At 72.1% G+C, this 20,751-nt stretch carries 18 protein-coding genes; 7 read left to right on the plus strand and 11 right to left on the minus strand.

Translation table 11 applies throughout. The annotated features are described in order from the left end of the window. Positions 1–9: 9 nt before the first annotated feature. The 9 genes from ACIA3K_RS19345 to ACIA3K_RS19385 all read right to left on the minus strand — a co-directional run bounded on the left by ACIA3K_RS19345 (position 10) and on the right by ACIA3K_RS19385 (position 10,624). Positions 10–660, minus strand: a complete 651-nt coding sequence (locus ACIA3K_RS19345; RefSeq protein WP_396802622.1) for a hypothetical protein — start codon at positions 658–660, stop codon at positions 10–12. Between the two features lie 206 nt (positions 661–866). After that, the gene (locus tag ACIA3K_RS19350; RefSeq protein WP_396802623.1) at positions 867–1,649 is read right to left on the minus strand and encodes an anti-sigma factor family protein; all 783 of its coding nucleotides are present in this window, start codon (positions 1,647–1,649) and stop codon (positions 867–869) included. After that, positions 1,646–2,338, minus strand: a complete 693-nt coding sequence (locus tag ACIA3K_RS19355; RefSeq protein ID WP_355051883.1) for a sigma-70 family RNA polymerase sigma factor — start codon at positions 2,336–2,338, stop codon at positions 1,646–1,648. Before ACIA3K_RS19355 ends, ACIA3K_RS19350 begins: the two co-directional genes overlap by 4 nt. A 136-nt stretch (positions 2,339–2,474) precedes the next feature. Continuing rightward, positions 2,475–3,332 (minus strand): spermidine synthase, encoded by an 858-nt coding sequence (locus ACIA3K_RS19360; protein ID WP_396802624.1) that lies wholly within the window; start codon positions 3,330–3,332, stop codon positions 2,475–2,477. A 12-nt stretch (positions 3,333–3,344) separates the two neighbouring features. After that, positions 3,345–4,304, minus strand: coding sequence for a hypothetical protein (locus ACIA3K_RS19365; protein WP_396802625.1), 960 nt, complete (start codon positions 4,302–4,304; stop codon positions 3,345–3,347). Further along, positions 4,301–6,775, minus strand: coding sequence for an AAA family ATPase (locus ACIA3K_RS19370; RefSeq protein ID WP_396802627.1), 2,475 nt, complete (start codon positions 6,773–6,775; stop codon positions 4,301–4,303). The genes ACIA3K_RS19365 and ACIA3K_RS19370 overlap by 4 nt, the downstream gene beginning before the upstream one ends. Beyond that, a complete protein-coding gene (locus ACIA3K_RS19375; RefSeq protein ID WP_396802628.1) occupies positions 6,775–7,923 on the minus strand; it encodes an exonuclease SbcCD subunit D in 1,149 nt (382 codons plus the stop codon). The genes ACIA3K_RS19370 and ACIA3K_RS19375 overlap by 1 nt, the downstream gene beginning before the upstream one ends. Before the next feature lie 15 nt (positions 7,924–7,938). Then, complete coding sequence (locus ACIA3K_RS19380) at positions 7,939–9,690, minus strand: ATP-binding protein (protein WP_396802630.1); 1,752 nt, start codon at positions 9,688–9,690, stop codon at positions 7,939–7,941. Positions 9,691–9,877: 187 nt separating this feature from the next. Then, a complete protein-coding gene (locus ACIA3K_RS19385) occupies positions 9,878–10,624 on the minus strand; it encodes a pyrimidine reductase family protein (RefSeq protein WP_396802631.1) in 747 nt (248 codons plus the stop codon). Between the two features lie 150 nt (positions 10,625–10,774). On the opposite strand from ACIA3K_RS19385, the gene ACIA3K_RS19390 reads away from it, so the two are divergent. The 6 genes from ACIA3K_RS19390 to ACIA3K_RS19415 all read left to right on the plus strand — a co-directional run bounded on the left by ACIA3K_RS19390 (position 10,775) and on the right by ACIA3K_RS19415 (position 17,457). Beyond that, positions 10,775–11,320, plus strand: coding sequence for a plasmid pRiA4b ORF-3 family protein (locus ACIA3K_RS19390; protein WP_396802633.1), 546 nt, complete (start codon positions 10,775–10,777; stop codon positions 11,318–11,320). Positions 11,321–11,578: 258 nt separating this feature from the next. Continuing rightward, positions 11,579–12,889: an ABC transporter substrate-binding protein gene (locus tag ACIA3K_RS19395; RefSeq protein ID WP_396802635.1), complete on the plus strand. Its 1,311-nt coding sequence runs from the start codon at positions 11,579–11,581 to the stop codon at positions 12,887–12,889. A 109-nt stretch (positions 12,890–12,998) separates the two neighbouring features. Next, entirely contained in the window at positions 12,999–13,985 is a 987-nt protein-coding gene (locus ACIA3K_RS19400) for a sugar ABC transporter permease (RefSeq protein ID WP_355051753.1), read from the plus strand. A 70-nt stretch (positions 13,986–14,055) separates the two neighbouring features. After that, positions 14,056–14,901: a carbohydrate ABC transporter permease gene (locus ACIA3K_RS19405; protein WP_355051884.1), complete on the plus strand. Its 846-nt coding sequence runs from the start codon at positions 14,056–14,058 to the stop codon at positions 14,899–14,901. Beyond that, positions 14,898–16,331: a GH1 family beta-glucosidase gene (locus ACIA3K_RS19410; protein WP_396802637.1), complete on the plus strand. Its 1,434-nt coding sequence runs from the start codon at positions 14,898–14,900 to the stop codon at positions 16,329–16,331. Before ACIA3K_RS19405 ends, ACIA3K_RS19410 begins: the two co-directional genes overlap by 4 nt. Positions 16,332–16,410: 79 nt before the next feature. After that, positions 16,411–17,457: a LacI family DNA-binding transcriptional regulator gene (locus ACIA3K_RS19415; protein ID WP_396802639.1), complete on the plus strand. Its 1,047-nt coding sequence runs from the start codon at positions 16,411–16,413 to the stop codon at positions 17,455–17,457. Positions 17,458–17,608: 151 nt separating this feature from the next. Here the strand turns inward: ACIA3K_RS19415 and ACIA3K_RS19420 are convergent, their stop codons facing one another. Both ACIA3K_RS19420 and ACIA3K_RS19425 read right to left on the minus strand, forming a co-directional pair. Then, entirely contained in the window at positions 17,609–18,820 is a 1,212-nt protein-coding gene (locus tag ACIA3K_RS19420) for an acyl-CoA dehydrogenase family protein (RefSeq protein ID WP_396802641.1), read from the minus strand. Next, on the minus strand, positions 18,820–19,899 hold the full coding sequence (locus ACIA3K_RS19425) for a phosphotransferase family protein (RefSeq protein WP_396802643.1): 1,080 nt from the start codon (positions 19,897–19,899) through the stop codon (positions 18,820–18,822). The genes ACIA3K_RS19420 and ACIA3K_RS19425 overlap by 1 nt, the downstream gene beginning before the upstream one ends. A 150-nt stretch (positions 19,900–20,049) precedes the next feature. On the opposite strand from ACIA3K_RS19425, the gene ACIA3K_RS19430 reads away from it, so the two are divergent. After that, entirely contained in the window at positions 20,050–20,751 is a 702-nt protein-coding gene (locus tag ACIA3K_RS19430; RefSeq protein ID WP_355051760.1) for an amino acid-binding protein, read from the plus strand.

Genomic DNA, 20,751 nt, shown 5'->3' on the forward strand with positions numbered 1-20,751 from the left:
GTACCGGGATCAGTACGAATAGCCCGAGCCTCCGGCGTCGCTCGACCCGCTGTCGGCCGGCGGCGCGACGGCCTTCGGCGTCGAGGTGGGCAGGCAGGTCAGGTTCTTCTTGCCGTTCTGGTCGACCACGAACCAGGTGCCACCGACGGCCTGACCCTTCCACTGGCCGGGCTTCTTGTCGCCGATGTAGCGGTAGACCGGCCAGCCGCCGATGGTGAGCTGGCGGGTGCCGTCCTGGCGGGTGACGCTGCCGACCTTGTCGTCGGAGAGGCCGGTGAGCTGGGGGTTCCCGTCGGTCAGCGCGGGCGGCCACACCTCCGCGCACTTGTCGACGCAGTTCGACGCGGGCGGGTCGGCGGTGTCCTTGTCGAAGCGGTACAGGACCCAGCCGTCCTGGTCCGTCACGACGTTGCCCATCCGGGCGATCTTCTTGCCGATCAACTGCTCGGTCAGGTCGACGTCCGCGGCCGGCGGCGCGTCGGCGGCGGGCGCCTCCGCGGATGCCGACGCCTCGGGCTCCGCCGACGCGCTGGGCTCGGCCGCGGCGACGGCGACCGGCTCGGCCGCGCTCGAGTTCGCCCCGTCGTAACCCGCGGGAGCGCAGGCCGTTAGTGCGACCATCGCGCTCGCGACGATGACGGTCCGCTTCATCTGTGCCACGTGCCCTCCTCATTCTTGGCAGTTCACCCATAGGTACGGCGAGCGGGCTGTCAAGGTTGAAGAAGTAACAGTGGTCAATTTCACGGGTTTTGATTGAACCGTATTGAACGATGATCCGTACCGCCCTGCACGGAGCCTGCTGGCAGGGAAAACGCATCAACGCCGGTCATTGTGACAATGACCGGCGTCGACGATGGTACGCGACCCTACATGGGTACCGTGACCAGCGGGCTCGCCACACCGTTACGGTCTACCGACTGCACCTGGAGCTGTTTGATGTCACTCGTCAACGCCGACGTCGACGCGCTCAGCTCAAGACCCTGCGGGCGATTGTTCGTCCCGTAGCCGCCCTCCGGCACCGACCACGTCGAGATGACCTCCGTGGTGGCGTTCTTGCGCACCACCACCAACCGGCAGGTGCGCGGGCCGGGCAGTTTCCGCAGGCTGAAGTTGATGCGGGTGCCGTACTCCCGCTCGATGAGGAACATCGTCGTCTGGACGCCGGTCGTCGGGTCGGTGGCGTCGACCTGGTCGCCCTCCTCCTCGGTGCCGCCGACGCCCGGACCGCTCGGCGGCCCGGTCGGCGCGCTCGTCGGCGGGTCGTTGACGCCGGCGCTGGTCGTCGGCTCCGCGAGGGTCCCCGGCGCATCGTCCCCGGCCACGCTCACGAAGCCGTAACCCGTCAAACCGCCGAAGACCACCACCGCCGCGGCGGTCGCGAGCATCTGACGAAACCTGGTGCGTCGCCGATCGGCCCGGACCGCGACCAATGTCCGGTCCAGCAGCGCCGGATCCGTGGCGGTCTGCTCCAGGGCCATCATCGTCTCGCCGTCGATGCCGGAGAGCAGGCCCACCACCGGCACCATCGTCTCCAGCTCGGCCGCGCACGCCCAGCACGCGGCGAGATGCTCCTCGAACCGCTCGGTGTCCTGCTCGTCAAGCACGCCGAGCGCGTACGCGGCGACGTCCATGTGGTCCGGCCGGCTCATTCTGTCACCCCCCGCTCCTGAAGAGCCGTGCGCAAGGCGCGCAGCGCGTAGTAGACCCGCGACTTGGCGGTGCCCAACGGAAGCCCCAGCTCCTCCGCCGCCTCCGGCACCGTCCGCCCCCGGAAGTACGTCGCGATCAGGATCTCCCGATGCGACTGACTCAGCGTACGCAGCGCGTCCGCCACCGTCATCGTGCGCAGCACCCGGTCGGTGCTGTCCGCCTCGGCGAACGCCGTCAGGTCCCGGTCGTACGTCTCCGGCGGCCGGGCCTCCTGGCTGCGGTGCTCGTCGATGGCGATCCGACGCGCCACGGTGACCAGCCACGGCCGCAGGGAACCCTGCCCCTGTGCGCCGAGTCGGTGCGCGTTGCGCCAGGCCCGCAGCAGCGTCTCCTGGACGATGTCCTCCGCGCGCTGCCGGTCCCCCCCGGTGAGCCGCATGACGAACATCAGCAACGGGCCGGCGTGCTCGGCGTAGAGCAGCCGGATCAACTGGTCGGAGTGGCTGGCCTCGGTTGTCGTCGCCTGGTGGCGCCCGGGCGCCGGTCGGGGCGTCACCGGACCATTTTGGCGAGACGTGGCTCGGGCGTCGACCCCCCGGGCAGACGAGGTCGACCGTGACGACGACCGCGCGGACAACCAGTCCGCGCCAACCGCGTCGCCATGCCAACCGGCCGCCACCGCATGCATGCAGACCTCCGGGGTGTCCGTGACCAACGCCGCCCCCACAAGGCGGGCCGCCCGGTGGTACGCAGCCACGCCGCGAGCGGATCAACGAACCGGGGAAAAATTTCCGGCGGCGCGGTCCCAGGCCCCCGCAAGCCGGTCAGCGGCGGACGGAGAACAGCCCCGGCGGTGGTGGATCCGAGCCGGTGGCATCGGCGTCGCGCACCACCGCCGCCCCGCTGGCGAAGCGGTCCAACTCGTCATCGGCCACCACCCGGCCGGGAAACCAGTCGCCGGCCGCCCGCCGGCTCAAGCCGGGCACCGGGGGAGCGGTCCGCCCGGCGACCAGCACCAGATTGCCGTACCGGCGACCGCGCAGCACCCCCGCGTCGCCGACCAGGCACGCCTGCGGCAGCACCGAGCGCACCGTGGCGACCTGACTGCGGGCGTACCGCAGCGGCGGGCCGTCGGCCAGGTTCGCCAACAACCAGCCCGCCGGGCGGAGCACCCGCGCGACCTCGGCGGCGTACTCCACCGACGTCAGGTGCGCCGGGGTGCGGGCACCGGCGAAGACGTCGGCGACCACCACGTCGTAGCTGGCGTCCCGCGCCGAGGTCAGCACGGCCCGCGCGTCCTGCACGCGGACCCGCAGCCGGGCGTCCGCAGGCCAGGGCAGCACGCGCCGGACCAGCTCCACCAGGGCGCCGTCCACCTCGGACACCCGCTGCGTCGAGCCGGGCCGGGTCGCCGACACGTACCGGGGCAGGGTCAGCGCGCCGCCGCCCAGGTGCAGCACCCGCAGCGGCTCGCCCGGGGGCGCGATCAGGTCCAGCGCGGCGGCCAGCCGTCGGACGTACTCGAACTCCAGATGCGTGGGATCGCTCAGGTCGACGTGCGACTGTGGCGCGCCGTCCAACAGCAGCGTCCACGACCCGGGCCGGTCCACCGACGGCACCAGCTCGGCCAGACCGGTGTCCACCCGCTCGACCACCCGGTCACCCGCTCGTTTACGCCCCACCGCGACCCCCGCTCAGCGACCGACACGTGCCGCCGCGGTCAACGCGCGGTGCAGCAGCCGGGAGTCGCCGAGCAGCGCGCGCAGGCGGCGCTCCAGACCGGCGATCGGGATCAGGTTCTGCGGCGCCCGTGGATCCTTGTACGGCGTCGAGGCGAACCGGGGCAGCGTGACCAGCGACAGGTCGGCCAGGTCGATCGCCGCCTCGACGGGCAACTCGGTGGAGCACTCCACCCGGACGATGCCGGCCCACGGCGCGCCCACGGCCACCGGCAGCCGCAGATACCACGACCAGCCGCCCCAGGGCGTGCCGAGCCGGAACACCGGCGACCGCTCGCCCGGCGCCAGGCCCGTCACCACCGCCGTCAGCCGGGCGTCCAGGTACTGGCTGTGCTGGGTCTTGATGTAGCCGAGCGTGCGCGGCAGATGGTGCCGACTGCGCAGCGGACCGTCCACCACCAACAGGTCGCCGTCGACCCGGACGGCGTCGGACACCGCCACCTCCAACGCGGTCAACGGGCCCTGCACGGCCGCCGGCAGCTTCGCCAGCTCGCCGGTGCCGCCCACCCGGTGCACCGGATAGCGGATCGCGCCCGCCACCACGTCCCGCGCCGACGGGCTCGCCGTGAACAGACCCCGGCCCACCTGCGTGCCGGCCAACTGCGCCGCGCCCCGACCCAGGTCGCAGCGCACCACGCCGGCCGCGTACGACGCCGCCAGCCCCGGAAACGACCCGCCGTCCTCCTCGGCCGTCCAGATGCTCGCGTCGACCCGGCGGACCCCGTCGACCAGGAGCACCACGTCCGGTGCCCGCACGTCGGCGCGTACGCCGATCGCCCGCCAGTCGACGGCCGGCAACTCCACGTCGACCTCGACCTGGGTGCTGCTCGGGGTGGCCGGCCCGGAGGCGGACGCCTCGAACGACGCCCCGTACGACGGGTCCCACGAGTCGACGAAGAACTTCGCGTCGCTCACCGGCCGGTCCGTTCGACGCGCGCCGAGCGGGCGTCCTTGCGCACTTCGAAGCGGACCGGGATCCGCTCGGCCAGCGCCGCGACGTGGGTGACCACGCCGACCATCCGGTCACCCCGGGCGGCCAGGTTCTCCAGGGTGGCGGCCACCGTGTCCAGGGTGGCCGCGTCCAGCGTGCCGAAACCCTCGTCCAGGACGATCGACTCCAGACTCGCCGCCGTCGTCGACATGCCGGCCAACTGCTCGGACAGCGCCAACGCCAACGCCAGCGACGCCTGGAACGTCTCGCCGCCGGAGAGCGTCCGTACGCCCCGGCGCAGCCCGGCGTCGTGGTGGTCGACCACGAAGAACTCGCCCTTGTCGTGCACCAGCTCGTACTGGCCCGAGGACAGCTCCCGCAGGATCCCGGACGCGCCGTCGACCAGCAGGTCCAACGCCTCCGCCAGCAGCCACCGCTCGAAGTTGTTGGCCCGCAGGTGCCCTGAGAGAGCCCGCGCGACCTGCGCCTCGCGCTCGTGCCCCGCCCGCTGCTCGCGCAACGTGCCGGCCTGTTCGCGGCGCTCGGCCAGCCGGCGTCGGTCGGCCTCGGCCCGCTCGACGGCCACCGTCGCGGCGTGCACCGGATCGTCGCCGACCGGCACGTCGGCGGCCGCGAAGATGTCGGCGATCCGCCGCTGCACCTCGTCGGCCGCCGCCTCGGCCTCGGCGACGACGGTGACCCGGCCGGCCCGATCAGCACGACGACGCTCCGCCTCGGCCGAGGCCCAGTCGGTCAACGCCGCCCAGGAGGCCGCCACGTCGTCCCGGTCGGCGGCCGGCGGCCCGAACCGGGCCAGCCCGTCCCGGGCGGTGTCGAAGCCCCGCCAGGTCGCCCGCAGCCGCTCCTGCGCCGCGTCCACACCGGCGCGGGCCTGGCGGGCGCTGTCCCGGCCCGCCCGGACGGCGGTCGCCGCCTCGTCCAGGGCCCGTCGCAGCCGGGCGTGTTCGGCCAGCTCCCGGCGCAGCACCGCCGGCTCGGCCGCGTCCGCGAGCTGCCCGTCCAGTTCGGCCAGCCGGGCGTCCACCTGCTCCTGCCGGGCGCGGGCCTGCACCAGCAGCCGTTCCAGGTCACGCGCGGCGGCGTCCCGCTGCTGCACCGCCGCCTGCGCCGCCTTGGTGGCGGCCCGCGCCGCCTTGCCGGCCGCCGTCGCGGCGGCCACCGCCGAATCCGCCGGGACGGCCGGCACCCGCGCCACCGGCTGCTCGCACACCGGGCAGGGCCCGCCCGGATGCAGGTGCGCCCGCAGGCCGACCGCCAGGTCGGTGGCCTTCGCCTCCTCGTGCGCCCGGAAGGCCGCCTCCAACTCGGCGTCGGCCCGCTCGGCCTCCGCGCGGGCGGCGGCCAGCGCCGCTACCGCCGTCGTGTGCTCCTCGTCCGCCGTACGCACCGCCGCGCGGACCGTGTCGGCCTCGCCGGTCAGCCGATCCCGATCGTCGTACGCCCGCAGTTGCAGCCGCAGCGCGCTCTCGTCACCGGCGCCGGCCAACTCACCGCGCAGCTTCTCCTCCCGCTCCTCGGCCAGCGACACCGCCGTGGCAGCCGCGTCGGCCTCGGCGCGCGCCGCAGCCACCGCGCGCGCCACCTCGGCCACCCCGCGCGGGGCGCGGACGGCGGACAGCACGCTCAGCTCGTCGTCGAGCGCGGTCAGGGCGGCCGCCGCCTCCCGCGCGCGTCCCCGGGCCGCCGCCAACTCGGGCATGGCCCCGGTGACCGCGCCGGCCAGCTCGACCATCCGCTCGACGAGGGCGTCGGCCTCGGCCACCGCCTCGTCGTCCACCCCGGTCAGGCCGGCGAGCACCTGGTCGACCGCGTCCAGCTTGGCCTCGGCCTGCGCCGCGCGGGCCGTGGCCCTCTTCTGCACGTCCTCGTAGACGCCGAGGCCCAGCAGGTTGACCAGGATCTGCTGCCGGGTGGCCGGCTTGGCGTGCAGGAAGTCGGCGAACTGCCCCTGCGGCAGCACCACGCAGCTGGTGAACTGCTCATACGGCAGCCCGACCGCCTCCAGCACCGCCTGCTCCATCTCGGCGGGCGTACCGGCGACCACCTCGCCCAGGTCGTCCGGGCTCAACCCGGTGTCGAGCTTGGTCACGTCGAAGCCGGCCGGCATCACCTGCAACCCGGCGTTCGCGGTCTTCACGTTGCCCCGACCGTCCCGGCGCACCACTCGGGTCGCCACGTACCGGGAGCCACCGGACTCGAAGACCAGCCGCACCCGGGCCTCGGTCGCCGATGGTGCGAGGGCGTTGGCCAACCCCCGCGTGCCACCCCACCGGGGGACCGTGCCGTAGAGGGCGAAGCAGATGGCGTCCAGCACGGTGGACTTGCCCGAGCCGGTCGGCCCGATCAGCGCGAAGAAGTCGGCGTCGGTGAAGTCGATCGTCGTCTCGTCCCGGAAGACCGTGAACCCGGCCATGTCCAGCCGCATCGGCCGCATCAGTGATCGACCTCCTCGAAGAGCTCGTCGAAGAGTTCCCGGACACCCTCGTCGTCATGCCCCCGGCTGTCCAGGTAGTCGCCGAACAGCTCCCGGGGGGAACGCCCCGACCGCTGCGCGACCCGCGCGCCGCTGCCCGACGCCGCCAGCAGCTCCGGGTCGATGCGGATCTCCAGCGCGCGGGGGAGCAGCTCCTGCACCTCCTCGCGCAGGCCCGCGCGGGGCTGCTCCCGCACGAACACCCGCAGCCAGGCGTCCGGCGCCTCGATCTCGGCGAGCTGGGCCAGCGTGCCCCGGACCGTCCGCAGCGCGCTCGCCGCGCTCACCGGCACCTCCCGCACCCGGGCGGCCGTGCTGGCGGTCACCTCGACGACCGTCACCGACGGCACGTTCTCCTGCTCGCCGAAGTCGACGGCGAGCGGACTACCGCTGTACCGCACCGGGCACGGGCCCTCGACACGCTGCGCCCGGTGCAGGTGGCCCAGCGCCACGTAGTGCGCCGTCGCCGGAAAGACCGTCGCCGGCACCGCGTAGCCGAGCACCGTGTGCGCGTCCCGCTCGCCGCCGCCCGCCGCCGCGCCGGTCACCGTCAGGTGCGCGGTGACCAGGTGCACCCGGTCCGGTTCGGTGAAGCCCTCGGTGAGCCGGCCCAGCACCCGACCCAGGTGGTCGGCGTACGTCTGGTTGGCCTCGGCGGCGGTCAGCTCGTACATCTCCAGCGCGCGGATGGCGTACCGCTGGGACAGGAACGGCAGCGCGGCGAGCTGCCACCGCTCCCCGCCGGCCGTGGTGCCGTCGATGACGTGCTCGGCCGGATTTTCGCGTACCCCGCCGCGCAGCGTGATGCCCGCGGCCTCGGCCCACGGGCGCAGCGCGTCCAGCGCGGGCCCGTTGTCGTGGTTGCCGCCGATGGCGACCACGTCCGCGCCGGTGCGCCGCAGCGCGGTCAGCGCCCGGGTGACCAGCCGGGTCGCCTCCGAGGTCGGCGCGGCCGTGTCGTAGAGGTCACCGGCGACGATCACCAGATCCGGCTGTTCGGCGCGGGCGATGTCGATCACCCCGGCCAGTACGGCCTTGTGCTCCTCGGCCCGGGACTGCCCCTTGAGCACTTTGCCCACGTGCCAGTCGGAGGTGTGCAGGATCTTCACAGTTGCACCGGCCCCCTAGAACGGGATGTCGTCGTCGCTGCCGCCGCCGGAGCCCACCACGGCGAACGGGTCGGCGGACTGGGTGATCGAGCGCAGCGTCTCCGAGGGAGCCCGGCCCGCCTCGGAGACCCGGGTCGCCCACGCCGGGAACGGGAACTCCAGGCAGAGCGGCACCGGGATGTCCGGCTGGTTGACGAACATGGTGCCCGGCTTGGCGAGCAGCGCCCGCTGTCGCTGGGCCGGCGGCAGGAAGCCGTACTCCGGGCGGGACGCCTCGGCCGGGTCGAGCCGGCCGACCACCCGGATCGCCGAGTTGGTGACGATACGGCGCTCCACCTCGCTCGCCGTCTGCTGGGCGCCGATCAGGATCACCCCGAGCGAGCGGCCGCGCTCGGCGATGTCGAGCAGCACCTCCTTGATGGGGGAGGAGCCCTCCCGGGGGGCGTACTTGTTGAGCTCGTCGAGGACGACGAAGAGCAGCGGCTTGGCCGTGCCGGCCTTCTCCTTGCGCTCGAACTCGCTCTTGAGCGTCACACCCACCACGAACCGCTGCGCCCGGTCGGGGAGGTTGTGCAGGTCGACGACGGTCACCTGTGCCGACTCGCTGGTGTTGATCGAGTGCGGACGACGGACGGCCAGGTCGCCACGGATCAGCCGGGCCAGATCCTTCTTGCTGCCGATCAGCCGGCGGGCGAACGCGTTGACGGTGCCCAGTCCGACCGCGCTGCCCGCCCAGTCGGAACGGGTCTCGTCGTCGTTGAGCGCATCGACGATGTGATCGACCAGGTCGCCGTACGAACCGAGCCGCACCCCGTCGATGCTCACGCCCCCGTCGGCGGGCTGGGCGTACCGGGCCAGGTGCGCGGCCACCGAGTGGACCACCATCGTGTACTGCTGGCGTTCGTCGTCGGCGTCGGCGAAGACGTACGGCAGCAGGCGGTCGGAGCAGAACTCGCTCAACGTCCAGTAGAAGGCGTCCACGCCCGTCAGCCGGCTGCTCACGTCCGGCGTGCCGGCCGCGTCACCGACCCGGGGCGGGGCGTACACCCGCACGTCGGGGAAGGCGCCGGCGCTCAGGCCCAGCTTCGCGTACGCGGCCCGGGTCGGCTCGTCGAGGCGCGTGTTGGGGTGGTCGAGGAACAGCAGGTCCTCGCCCTTGACGTTGAAGATGAGCGCCTTGCCGTTGACCGCGTCGCCGCCCAGGACGCCGGAACGGAACACCGAGTAGAGCAGGAAGGTGGCGAAGCTCGTCTTGGTGGCGACCCCGGAGATGCCGGAGATCGAGACGTGCGCGCCCCGGCTGCCGTCGAGGAAGTCGGCGTTCAGGTAGACCGGCACCCCGTCGCGGCCCATCCCCATCGGGATGCGCCGCTCCATCCGGTCGAAGTGCAGCGCGCGGGCCCGCGCGTCGCCCTCGGCGCGGTGCACCACGGCCCCCGGGGTCGGCGGCACGTACAGCTCCGGGTCGACCCGCGTGGTGGTGACCTCGGCCGCCTCCTGCACCTGGGCGGGCAGGGTGCCGTCGGCGATGGCGAAGACGTCCGAGTCGAACTGGGCGCCCTCGTGCCGCGCCCGGACCTGCGTGACCACCCCGGCGATCGTCACCGGCTCGCGGTCGGGCAGCTCACGACGGGTGACCACCACGTCGTCGAGCTGGAGGTAGCTGCCGGGGGCCACCGCCGTCCAGAACTGCAACGGTGTGGCGTCGGCGGTGCCCAGCACCCGGCCGACCAGCTCGCCCGGGCTGTCGAGGTCGGCGTCGGTCATCGGGCGACTCGGGTCGGGGCAGCACGGTCGGGAAGCATGACGTGCATCCTGCCCGAGGAGTACGACAGGTCGCCACGCGACGCGGCGGACGACACCATGGTCGCTCACACCCGCGACGCTGGGTGTGCGACCGGGCGACGGCCCGTCACGCGCCGGTGAGTGACGGGCCGCTCTCAGGGCGCAGCCGTCAGTCGCGGGCGTGGCGGAGCAGCAGGACGCCGTCGTCGGCGGCGAGTACGTGGCGCAGCGGCAGGTGAGTGGGCCCGGTGGCGTCTCCGGCGGTGATCCGCCCCGGGCCCGGCCCGGCGAGCAGCGGCGCGACCGTGAGGCACAGCTCGTCCACCAGGTCGGCCGCGGTGAGCGCGCCGAGCAGGTGCGGGCCACCCTCACAGAGCAGCTGTGTCAGTCCGCGCCCGTGCAGCTCGGCCAGGGCGGCGGCGAGGTCGACCCGGCCGGTGCCGCAGCGCAGCACGTCGGCGACGTCGGTGAGGCCCGGTGGTGGCTCGGCGTCGGAGTGGGTGAGCACGATCGGCCGGACCGGCGCGTCGGCGAACGCGGCCTGCGCCGGGTCCAGGTCGAGGGCGCCGGAGACGACCACCAACGTCGGGTACGCGGCCAGCCCGTTCGCCCTGCGCCAGGCGCGGCGGCCCTCGTCCAGCCGGACAGCCCGGTACCCCTCGTGCCGCAGGGTGCCGGCGGCCACGACGAGGGCGTCGCAGACCATCCGCAGCAGGCCGAACACCCGCTTGTCCGGCTCGCCCGACAGCCCGGCGGAGAAGCCGTCGACGGTGACCGCGCCGTCCAGGCTGGAGACGAAGTTGACCCGCAGTCGGGGCTGGTCGGAGCGGCCGTAGAGGGCGGTCAACGCCGCGTCGTCGAGCGGCTCGACGGACGGCTCGGGCCAGAGCCGCCGGATCGGAATTCCGACCGTCATTCGCCGGCCGGACCGGTGACCGGAGGGGTCGGTTCAGCGGTACGGTGCTGGCAGTCGCACCAGTTCCGGCCCGGGCAGTCGTCGTGCCGCCGGTCCCGGCACGCTCGGCAGATCATGCTCGCAGCCTAAGCCGCTCAAGGACAGGACAGCATGCCGCGTCAGATCTTCCAGCTGAAGATGTCCCTCGCCGGCGTGCGTCCGGTCATCTGGCGTCGGGTGCTCGTCCCGGCCGGCTACACGCTGGACCGACTACACCGGGTCGCCCAGCACGCGATGGGCTGGCGGGACTGCCACCTGCACTCGTTCGAGGTCGACGCGGTGGCCTACGGCGAGCCCGACCCGGACGAGGGCCTGGCGCTGCACGACGAGCTGGACGTCCGGCTGGACGCGGTGCTCGGCAAGGGCAGCAGGTTCTCCTACACGTACGACTTCGGCGACTGGTGGGAGCACGACCTGGTCGTCGAGGACGCCTTCACCGCCGACCAGGACGAGCGGTACCCGCTCTGCCTCGACGGGGAGCATGCCTGCCCGCCGGAGGGCATCGGTGGCCCACTGGGCTACCAGACGCTGCTGGCGGCCCTGGCCGATCCGGCTCATCCGGAGCGGGCTCTGCTGACGGGCTGGGTCACCGGCGGCTTCGACCCGGCGTTCTTCGATCCCGCCGTCGCCACCACGCTGCTGCGCCGCTTCTGCTGAACGGGCCGGTCAGGCCGGCGTCGATGCCCCGGGTGCCGGCCTGAAACAGGGCGGTAACGATCTGGGAACGCTCCCAATGGTCTATTGACACCCTGGTAGCGCCCCGGCAATCTCATGGGAGCGCTCCCGGGGGAGTGGCGGAAGTCTCCTTCACCACACTCCCCAGGCGCCCTCGGTCACCGGCTGAGGGGCGCGGGGCGCTACAGCACCCCCCACCACGCACGACACACCAAGCCTCACCACTTGAGAGGGGTCAGGATGAGCGTCACCTCACGTCGCCGTTTTGCGGCGATCGCGCTCGCGTCTGTCGCCGTGCTCGCCGCGGCGACCGCCTGCGGCGACGGCGACTCGTCGTCCGATTCGGACGGCGGCAAGGTCACTCTGGTCGTCGACGTCTTCGGCGACCAGGGCTTCGGCTACGAGGATCTCTACAAGCAGTACCAGACGGAGCACCCGAACGTCACGATCCAGGAGCGCGGCAAGGGCCTCGGCCTCGGTGACTACAACACCCGGCTGACGCAGCAGATCACCGCCGGTGCCGGTGCCGGTGACGTCGTCGCCCTCGAAGAGGGCACGATCGTGCAGTTCTTCGCGCAGGCCGACAAGTTCGTGAACCTGGCCGACCACGGCGCCAACGACCTCAAGGGCAACTTCCTGCCGTGGAAGTGGGAGGGTGGCCTCACGCCGGACGGCAAGGTGCTCGGTCTCGGCACCGACGTCGGCGGCATGGCCGTCTGCTACCGCACCGACCTCTTCAAGGCCGCCGGCCTGCCGACCGACCGCGAGCAGGTCGGCGCCCTCTGGCCGACGTGGGACGACTTCATCGCGCAGGGCCAGAAGTTCACCGCCGCCGACAAGAAGCACAAGTTCGTCGACTCGGCGACCAACTTCTACAACATCGTGCTGATGCAGACGGCGGGCGCGGGCAACGGGTACACCTACTTCGACAAGAGCAACAAGCTCGTCGTCGGCGAGAACCCGGACGTGCAGACCGCGTTCCAGCAGACCACCAAGATGATCAGCGCGGGTCTGTCGAACAACCTGCGGAGCTTCTCCAACGAGTGGAACGCCGGCTTCAAGAACGGCAGCTTCGCCACCATCGGCTGCCCGGCCTGGATGACGGGTGTCATCAAGGGCCAGGCCGGTGACGCGGCGGCCGGCAAGTGGGACGTCGCCAAGGCGCCGGGCAACGGCGGCAACTGGGGCGGTTCCTGGCTGGCTGTGCCGAAGTCCAGCAAGCACCAGAAGGAAGCCGCTGAGCTGGCCAAGTTCCTGACCAGCGCCAAGAGCCAGACCGAGGCGTTCAAGAAGGTCGGCAACCTGCCCTCGTCGCCGCAGGCCCTCGAGGACCCGGCCGTGCTCGCCGCCACCAACGAGTACTTCAGCGGCGCGCCGATCGGCAAGATCTTCGCCGCTGGCGCCAAGGAGCTGAAGCCGGTCTACCTCGGCCCGAAGAACCAGGCGGTCCGGGACGCGGTCGAGAACGCGCTGCGCAGCATCGAGCAGGGTAAGGCCGCCGACGCCGCTTGGCAGGACGCGGTGAAGAACGGCCAGGCAGCAGGCAAGTAACGGCTGCGACGCGCTCACGGGTGGTGCCGCTCCGGCACCACCCGTGACCCGCGTCAACACGCCCTGCCGCGGCGCCCCACGAGGCGTCGCCGAGTGTGAAGGACCGCTCATGAGCTCCCTGAAGACCCCCGCGCCACCGGGCGCGTCGGCCCGCGGGCCGCGCCCGGCGCCACGGCACTCAACGGCGCGCCGCCGGCAGCTGAACCGGCTGGACCTGCGCTTCACCCCGTACGTCTTCGTCCTGCCGTTCTTCGTGCTCTTCGCGATCTTCGGCGTCTACCCGATCGTCTACACGTTCTGGATCGCGATGACCGACCGGTCACCGATGAACGCGACGATCAGCTTCGTCGGTCTGGACAACTTCGTCGAGCTGTTCACGAACGACCCGCAGTTCTGGAACGCGGTGGTGAACACCTTCGGGATGTTCGCGCTCTCCACCATCCCGCAGCTGCTCATCGCGCTGATGCTGGCCAACGCGTTGAACCGCCGCATCCGCGGCCAGATGTTCTTCCGGCTGGCGATCGCGATGCCGATCATCACCTCGACCGCCGTGGTGGCGCTCATCTTCTCGATGATCTACGCCCGGGACTTCGGCCTGATGAACTGGCTGCTCGACCTGGTCGGTCTCGGCCCCATCGACTGGCGGGCCAACCGCTTCGCCTCCTGGGTCGCCATCGCCACGATGGTCGACTGGCGGTGGGTGGGCTACAACGCCCTCATCTACCTCGCCGCGATGCAGTCGATCAGCAAGGACGTGTACGAGGCGGCCGCCCTCGACGGCGCCTCGCAACGCCGCCAGTTCTGGTCGATCACCATCCCGCAGCTGCGCCCCACCATCATCTTCACGCTGATCATCTCGACCATCGGCGGTCTGCAGCTCTTCACCGAGCCGCTGATGTTCACCAGCGGCTCGGGCGCGCTCTCCGGCGGCACGGAGGGGCAGTTCCAGACGATCACGATGTACCTGCTGGACGTCATGAACCAGCGGTTCCGGTGGGGGTACGCGGGCGCGGTCGCCCTGGTGCTGTTCCTGCTGATCGCGTCCGTCTCGTTCATCAACTACCTGCTGGCCCGCCGCATCAGCTCCGACAAGTGAGGGTGGCCCACCCATGACCAGTACCACTCTGCGACCGCCGTCGGTCCGGCCACCGGCCGAACGCAACGGCATCCGCCACAGCGCGGAGAAGCTCTGGACGGCCAGCCCGCTCACCTGGTTCGGGCTCGTCCTCGGCGTCATCCTGTCGCTCTTCCCGTTCTACTGGATGATCGTCATCGCCTCGCGGACCAGTGACGCCGCGAACTCATGGCCCCCGCCGTTCCTGCCGGGCGGCAAGCTGGGCGAGAACATCCAGCGGGTGCTCGACAACGGCGACGCGAACATCGTCAAGGGTTTGATGAACTCGTTCCTGGTGTCGGGCACGATCACGGTGGCGACCGTGTTCTTCGGCTCGCTCGCCGGATTCGCGTTCGCGAAACTGCGTTTCCGTGGCAAGAACGCGCTGCTGCTCATCATCCTGGCCTCGATGATGATTCCCATCCAGCTCGGTGTGCTCCCGTTGTACATCCTCATGGCGAAGCTGGAATGGCTGAACACGATGCCGTCGGTGACGGTGCCGTTCCTGATCGGCGGCTTCGGCATCTTCATGATGCGCCAGTACGCCGAGCAGGCCGTACCCAACGAGTTGATCGAGGCGGCCCGCGTCGACGGCTGCTCCACCTGGCGTGTCTACTGGCACGTGGTGGTGCCGGCGCTGCGGCCCGCGGCGGCCGTGCTCGGGCTGCTCACCTTCATGGAGCAGTGGAACCAGTTCTTCTGGCCCTTCGTGGTGCTCGCCGACCCGGCCAACCCGACCGTGCAGATCTCGCTGCGCAGTCTGAACACCGCGTACTTCGCGGATAATTCTCAGATTTTCGCGGGTACGCTCATCGCGACCCTTCCGCTGTTCATCGTCTTCGTTCTGTTCGGCCGCCAGATCATCGGCGGGATCATGGAAGGTGCCGTCAAGTCGTGAGCAACCCCGCCAGCCCATCCGCCGTCGACCTCCTCGACGAGCGTTCCGGGCTGACCTTTCCACCCGGCTTCCTGTGGGGAGCCGCGACCGCGGCATACCAGATCGAGGGGGCGGCGGCCGAGGACGGCCGCACCCCGTCGATCTGGGACACCTTCAGCCACACCGAGGGCCGGGTGGTCCACGGGCACACCGGCGACGTGGCCTGCGACCACTACCACCGGCTCGGTGACGACGTCGCGTTGATGGCCGAGCTGGGCCTCAAGTCGTACCGTTTCTCGGTCTCCTGGCCCCGGGTGCAGCCCGGCGGCACGGGCGCGGCCAACCCGAAGGGCCTGGACTTCTACCGGCGGCTCGTGGACGAGCTGCTGGCCCACGACATCGAGCCGTGGCTCACCCTCTACCACTGGGACCTTCCCCAGGAGCTGGAGGACGCCGGTGGCTGGCCGTCGCGGGACACCGCCGCGCGCTTCGCCGACTACACCACGCTCGTCGCCGACGCGCTCGGCGACCGGGTGCGCTACTGGACCACCCTGAACGAGCCGTGGTGCTCGGCGTTCCTCGGGTACGGCTCCGGCGTACACGCCCCGGGCCGGTCCAACGGCGCGGACTCGGTGCGCGCCGGCCACCACCTGATGCTCGGGCACGGCCTGGCCGTGCAGGCCCTGCGGGCCGCCCGGCCCACGGCCGAGGTGGGCGTGACCGTCAACCTGTACCCGGTCGACGCGGCTACCGACGCTCCCGCCGACGTGGACGCGGCCCGCCGGATCGACGGGCTGGCCAACCGCTTCTTCCTCGACCCGCTGCTGCGGGGGTCGTACCCGGAGGATCTGGTGGCCGACCTGCGCGAGGTCACCGACTTCGACCACGTCCGCGACGGTGACCTGGCGACCATCTCCACGCCGCTGGACCTGGTCGGGATCAACTACTACAGCCGGCACGTGGTCGCCGCGCCGATCGAGGGCGCCGAGCCCGAGCCGTACTGGCGGGCACCCTCCTGCTGGCCGGGCAGCGAGGACGTCCGGTTCGTCACCCGCGGTGTCCCGGTGACCGACATGGACTGGGAGATCGACGCCCCGGGCCTGGTGGAGACGCTGCGGCGGGTGCACGAGGAGTACACGGACCTGCCGCTGTACGTCACCGAGAACGGCTCCGCGTTCGTCGACACCGTCGTCGACGGGCAGGTCGACGACGTCGACCGGCTGGCCTACTTCGATGCCCACCTGCGGGCCTGCCACGAAGCGATCAACGCCGGCGTGCCCCTGCGGGGATACTTCGCCTGGTCATTGATGGATAATTTCGAGTGGGCCTGGGGTTACACCAAGCGCTTCGGCATGATCCACGTCGACTACGACAGCCAGCTTCGCATACCCAAGTCCAGCGCCAGGTGGTACGCCTCGGTGATCCGACGCAACGGTCTGGCCGCACAATAGGCTCGGGCCAGCCATCAGGGCGGTCCCGGCGTCCACTCTCGCGTGGCGCCGGGCCCGCCCGCCGTCGGAGGAGCAGACGATGACAACGCAGCGCACCCGCTCGCTCGGGCGCCCGACCCTCGACGCGGTCGCGGCGCGTGCCGGCGTGGGTCGGGGCACGGTCTCGCGCGTGGTCAACGGCTCGCCCCAGGTCAGCCCGGAGGCCCGGGCCGCGGTCCAACAGGCGATCGCCGAGTTGGGGTACGTGCCGAACCGCGCCGCCCGCGCGCTGGTCACCCAGCGGACCGACTCCGTCGCCCTGGTGGTGTCCGAATCCGGGGAGCGGGTCTTCACCGAGCCGTTCTTCGCGGCGATCGTGCGGGGGATCAGCTCCGGTCTGCTGGAGACACCCATGCAGCTCTGGCTGGCGATGGCCCAGTCGCCGGTCGAGCGGGAGCGCGTCGAGCACCACCTCACCAACCAGCACGTCGACGGCGTACTGCTGCTGTCGTTGCACGACTCCGATCCGCTACCCACCCTGCTGGAGGAGCGCGGTCTGCCCGCGGTGCTCGGTGGCCGACCGGCCCGGATGCTGCAACCCGGGGCCCAGCCGGCGTGGTTCGTCGACGTGGACAACGTTGGCGGCGCACGGCAGGCGGTGGAGTACCTGACCAGCCAGGGACGGCGGCGCGTCGCCACCATCGCCGGCCCGCAGGACATGGGCGCCGGCCTGGCCCGGCTGGCCGGCTACACCGAGGCCGTCAAGGCCACCGGCGTCGGCGTCAACCCCGACCTGATCGCGTACGGCGACTTCAGCGAGAGCAGTGGGGCGACCGCCATGCGCCGGCTGCTGGACGCCTGCCCGGACCTGGACGCCGTCTTCGTCGCGTCCGACCTGATGGCGTTCGGCGCGTTGCGGACCCTGCGCGGCGCCGGCCGGCGTGTCCCGGAGGACGTCGCCGTGATCGGCTTCGACGACGCGCCGATCGCCCGCCAGGCGGAGCCACCCCTGACGAGCGTGTTCCAGCCGGTCGAGGAGATGGGCCGGCAGATGGCCCGACTGCTGGTCGCCCGCATCCGTGGCGACGACCTACCCGCCCCGCACATCCTCCTGGACACCCAACTCGTCCACCGAGCCAGCGCCTGACCCCCGAGCCCCGCCGCGAGGCCCCGCCCGCCCCATCTCCCGCCGATCTTGCACTTTCTGCGGCGACATATGGGGCACTCCACGCGAACCGTCGACAGAAAGTGCAAGATCGGCGTGCCGTGGGGGTGGGGGCCGGGGGTGGGGGCTGGGGTTAGGGGTGCCAGCGGCGGAGTTCGCGTTTGGCCAGGGAGTTGCGGTGGACCTCGTCGGGGCCGTCGGCGAGGCGCAGGGTGCGGGTCTGTGCCCAGAGGGCGGCCAGGGGGGTGTCCTGGCTGACGCCCGCGCCGCCGTACCCCTGGATGGCCTTGTCGATCACCCACTCCGCCATCGCCGGCGTGGCGATCTTGATGGCCTGGATCTCGGTGTGCGCGCCCTTGTTGCCGACGGTGTCCATCAGCCAGGCCGTCTTGAGCACCAGTAGGCGGGCCTGTTCGATGCGGACCCGCGACTCGGCGATCCACTCCCGCACGACGCCCTGCTCGGCGAGGGGGCGGCCGAACGCGATCCGCTCGTTGGCCCGGCGACACAGCAACTCCAGTGCCCGTTCGGCCATTCCGATCAATCGCATGCAGTGGTGGACGCGGCCCGGGCCGAGTCGTGCCTGGGCGATGGCGAAGCCGGTGCCCTCGGCGCCGATCAGATTGGCCGCCGGCACCCGTACGTCGGTGAAGTCGATCTCGGCGTGCCCGCCGTGCGTGCCGTCGCTGTAGCCGAAGACGTGCATGCCCCGGCGGACGGTCACACCCGGCGTGTCCCGGGGGACGAGCACCATGCTCTGCTGGCGGTGCCGGTCGGCGTCCGGGTCGGTCTTGCCCATCACGATGAGGATCTCGCAGCGCGGGTCCATGGCGCCGGACGACCACCACTTGCGGCCGTTGACGACGTACTCGTCGCCGTCGCGGGTGATCCGGGTGGCGATGTTTGTCGCGTCGGACGAGGCGACCTCCGGCTCGGTCATGCAGAAGGCCGAGCGGATCTCGCCCTCCAGCAGCGGCACGAGCCAGCGCTCCCGCTGGGCGTCCGAGCCGAACTCGGCCAGCAGCTCCATGTTGCCCGTGTCCGGCGCCGCGCAGTTGACGGCCTCGGGCGCCAGGTGCGGGCTGCGCCCGGTCAGCTCGGCGAGCGGCGCGTACTGGAGGTTGGTCAGGCCGGCGCCGTAGCGCGGGTCGGGCAGGAACAGGTTCCACAGGCCGCGCTTGCGGGCCTCCGCCTTCAGCTCGGCCAGCACCGGGGTACGCGACCACTCCTCGCCGGTGGCCGCCTGCTCGGCGTGCACCGGCTCGGCCGGGTAGACGTGCTCGGTCAGGAACCGGGTCAGCTCGCCGCGCAGCTCCTCGGTCCGGGCGTCGTACGCGAAGTCCATCACCGCTCCCTGGCAGCGGTCAGCCCGTGCGCGACCAGCGGTGCCACCATGTCGCCGATCCGGTCGAAGCCCTCGCCGAGCGTCTGCCCGAGCGTGTGGCGGTAGTGGATGCCCTCGCAGATGACGGCGAGCTTGAAACAGCCCAGCGCCACGTGCCAGTGCAGCGGTCCGACGTCGACGTCGCTGCGCCCGGCGTACCTGTCGATCAGCTCGGCGCCGGTGGGGAAGCCGGCGCGGGGGCCGAGGCCGTCGGCGACGGGGTTGCCGGCGGCGCTGTCGCTGTCGCCCAGCACGTCCCAGTACGTCAGCAGCAGCCCCAGGTCGGCGAGGGGATCGCCGAGGGTGGCCATCTCCCAGTCGAGGACGGCGTGTACGGCCACCGGGTCGGCCGAGGCGAGGAGGTTGTCCAGCCGGTAGTCGCCGTGCACGATGCGGCCGGCGTTCGCGCCCTCGGGGGCGGTCGCGGCGAGCCGGTCGCGAAGTTCGTCGATGCCGGGCAGATCGCGGCTGCGCGAGCGGTCGAGCTGCCCGGCCCAGCGGCGGACCTGCCGGGCCAGGTAGCCCTCGGGGCGGCCGAAGTCGGCGAGCCCGACGGCGGCCGGCTCGACGGTGTGCAACGCGGCGAGGGTGTCCATCATCGCCATGGCGAGAGCCCGGCGTCGTTCGTCGCCCAGCGGGTCCGTGTGGGCGCGGGCGCGGAACACCTCGCCGGGCATGCGTTCCATCAGGTAGAACGGTGCGCCGAGAACCCCGGTGTCGGTGCAGAGCAGCAGCGCGCCGGGGACCGGCACCTCGGTGGGCGCCAGCGCGGAGATGACCCGGAACTCGCGGGCCATGTCGTGCGCGGTGGCCAGCACGTGCCCCAGCGGTGGGCGGCGCAGCACGACCTCCCGCTCGCCGAGGCGCAGCAGGTAGGTGAGGTTGGACTTGCCACCCGCGATCAACTGGGCCCGCATCGGCCCTCCGGCCAGCTCGGGCCGGTGCGTCGAGAGGTGGTCGGCGAGCCGATCGAGGTCGATCCCGGCGGGGGTGGCCGGAACAGCGCCCGGCCGGAGCGCGCTGGCGGCCGGATCGGTCATCCGACTAGTTGATGGCAGGCCGCTCACGTTGTCAAGGTCAGATTTTCCCCTCGGGACATGCCTCTGCAACAGGGACGAAATGGTCAACAGCCAGGCTGTTCTCAGCCTGCCGGCCGCTCTTTCGCCGGCCCGCCGAGCGGAGGGACAGACATGTTGCTGCGAGTTCGGGTCACCCTGCCGGACCGTCCGGGCACCCTCGGTCAGGTTGCCCGCACGCTGGGTGTCTCCGGCGCGGACATCGTGCAGGTCGTGGTCCTGGAGCGTCTCGGCGGGCGCGCGGTGGACGACTTCACGGTGGTGTGGCCCGGCGCGGCACGGGTCGAGCGTCTGCTGGCCGGTCTCGCGGCGATCCCGGGCGTACGGGTGGACGGTGTCTGGCGGGCGATCGGCGCGCCCACCACCACCGGCCAGGACGCGGAGCTGCTGGCCCAGGTCGCGGCGAACCCGGCTGACGGACTGGCGACCCTGGTGGACGCCGTGCCGGGCCTGCTGGCGGCCGACTGGGCGGTCGCGGCCGTGGTCCCGGCGGACTGGGCGTCACGTACGGGGGGTGGCGGAGCCACCGTCGGCCACGCGAGCTGGCGGGCTCCCGTACCGCCGCGGTTGCCGGAGGTGACTCCGCTGCGCGGGCGGTCGATGACCGCGCCCGACGGCACCCACTACGCGATCGCCCCGTTCGGGCGGGCCGGTCTGGTGCTGGTGGTGGCCCGCGAGCACAACGAGACCCTCTGCGCCGCTGGTTTCCACAGCACGGAGGTCGACCGGCTCACCCAACTCGTCCGGGCCAGCGCTGTCATCCTGGGCGACCGACTGGATCTGGTCGGTGCGCCCCCGGTGGTCGCCGGTCCCTGA

Origin of the sequence: Micromonospora sp. NPDC051543, from assembly GCF_044454415.1 — a bacterium.
Lineage (GTDB): Bacteria > Actinomycetota > Actinomycetes > Mycobacteriales > Micromonosporaceae > Micromonospora.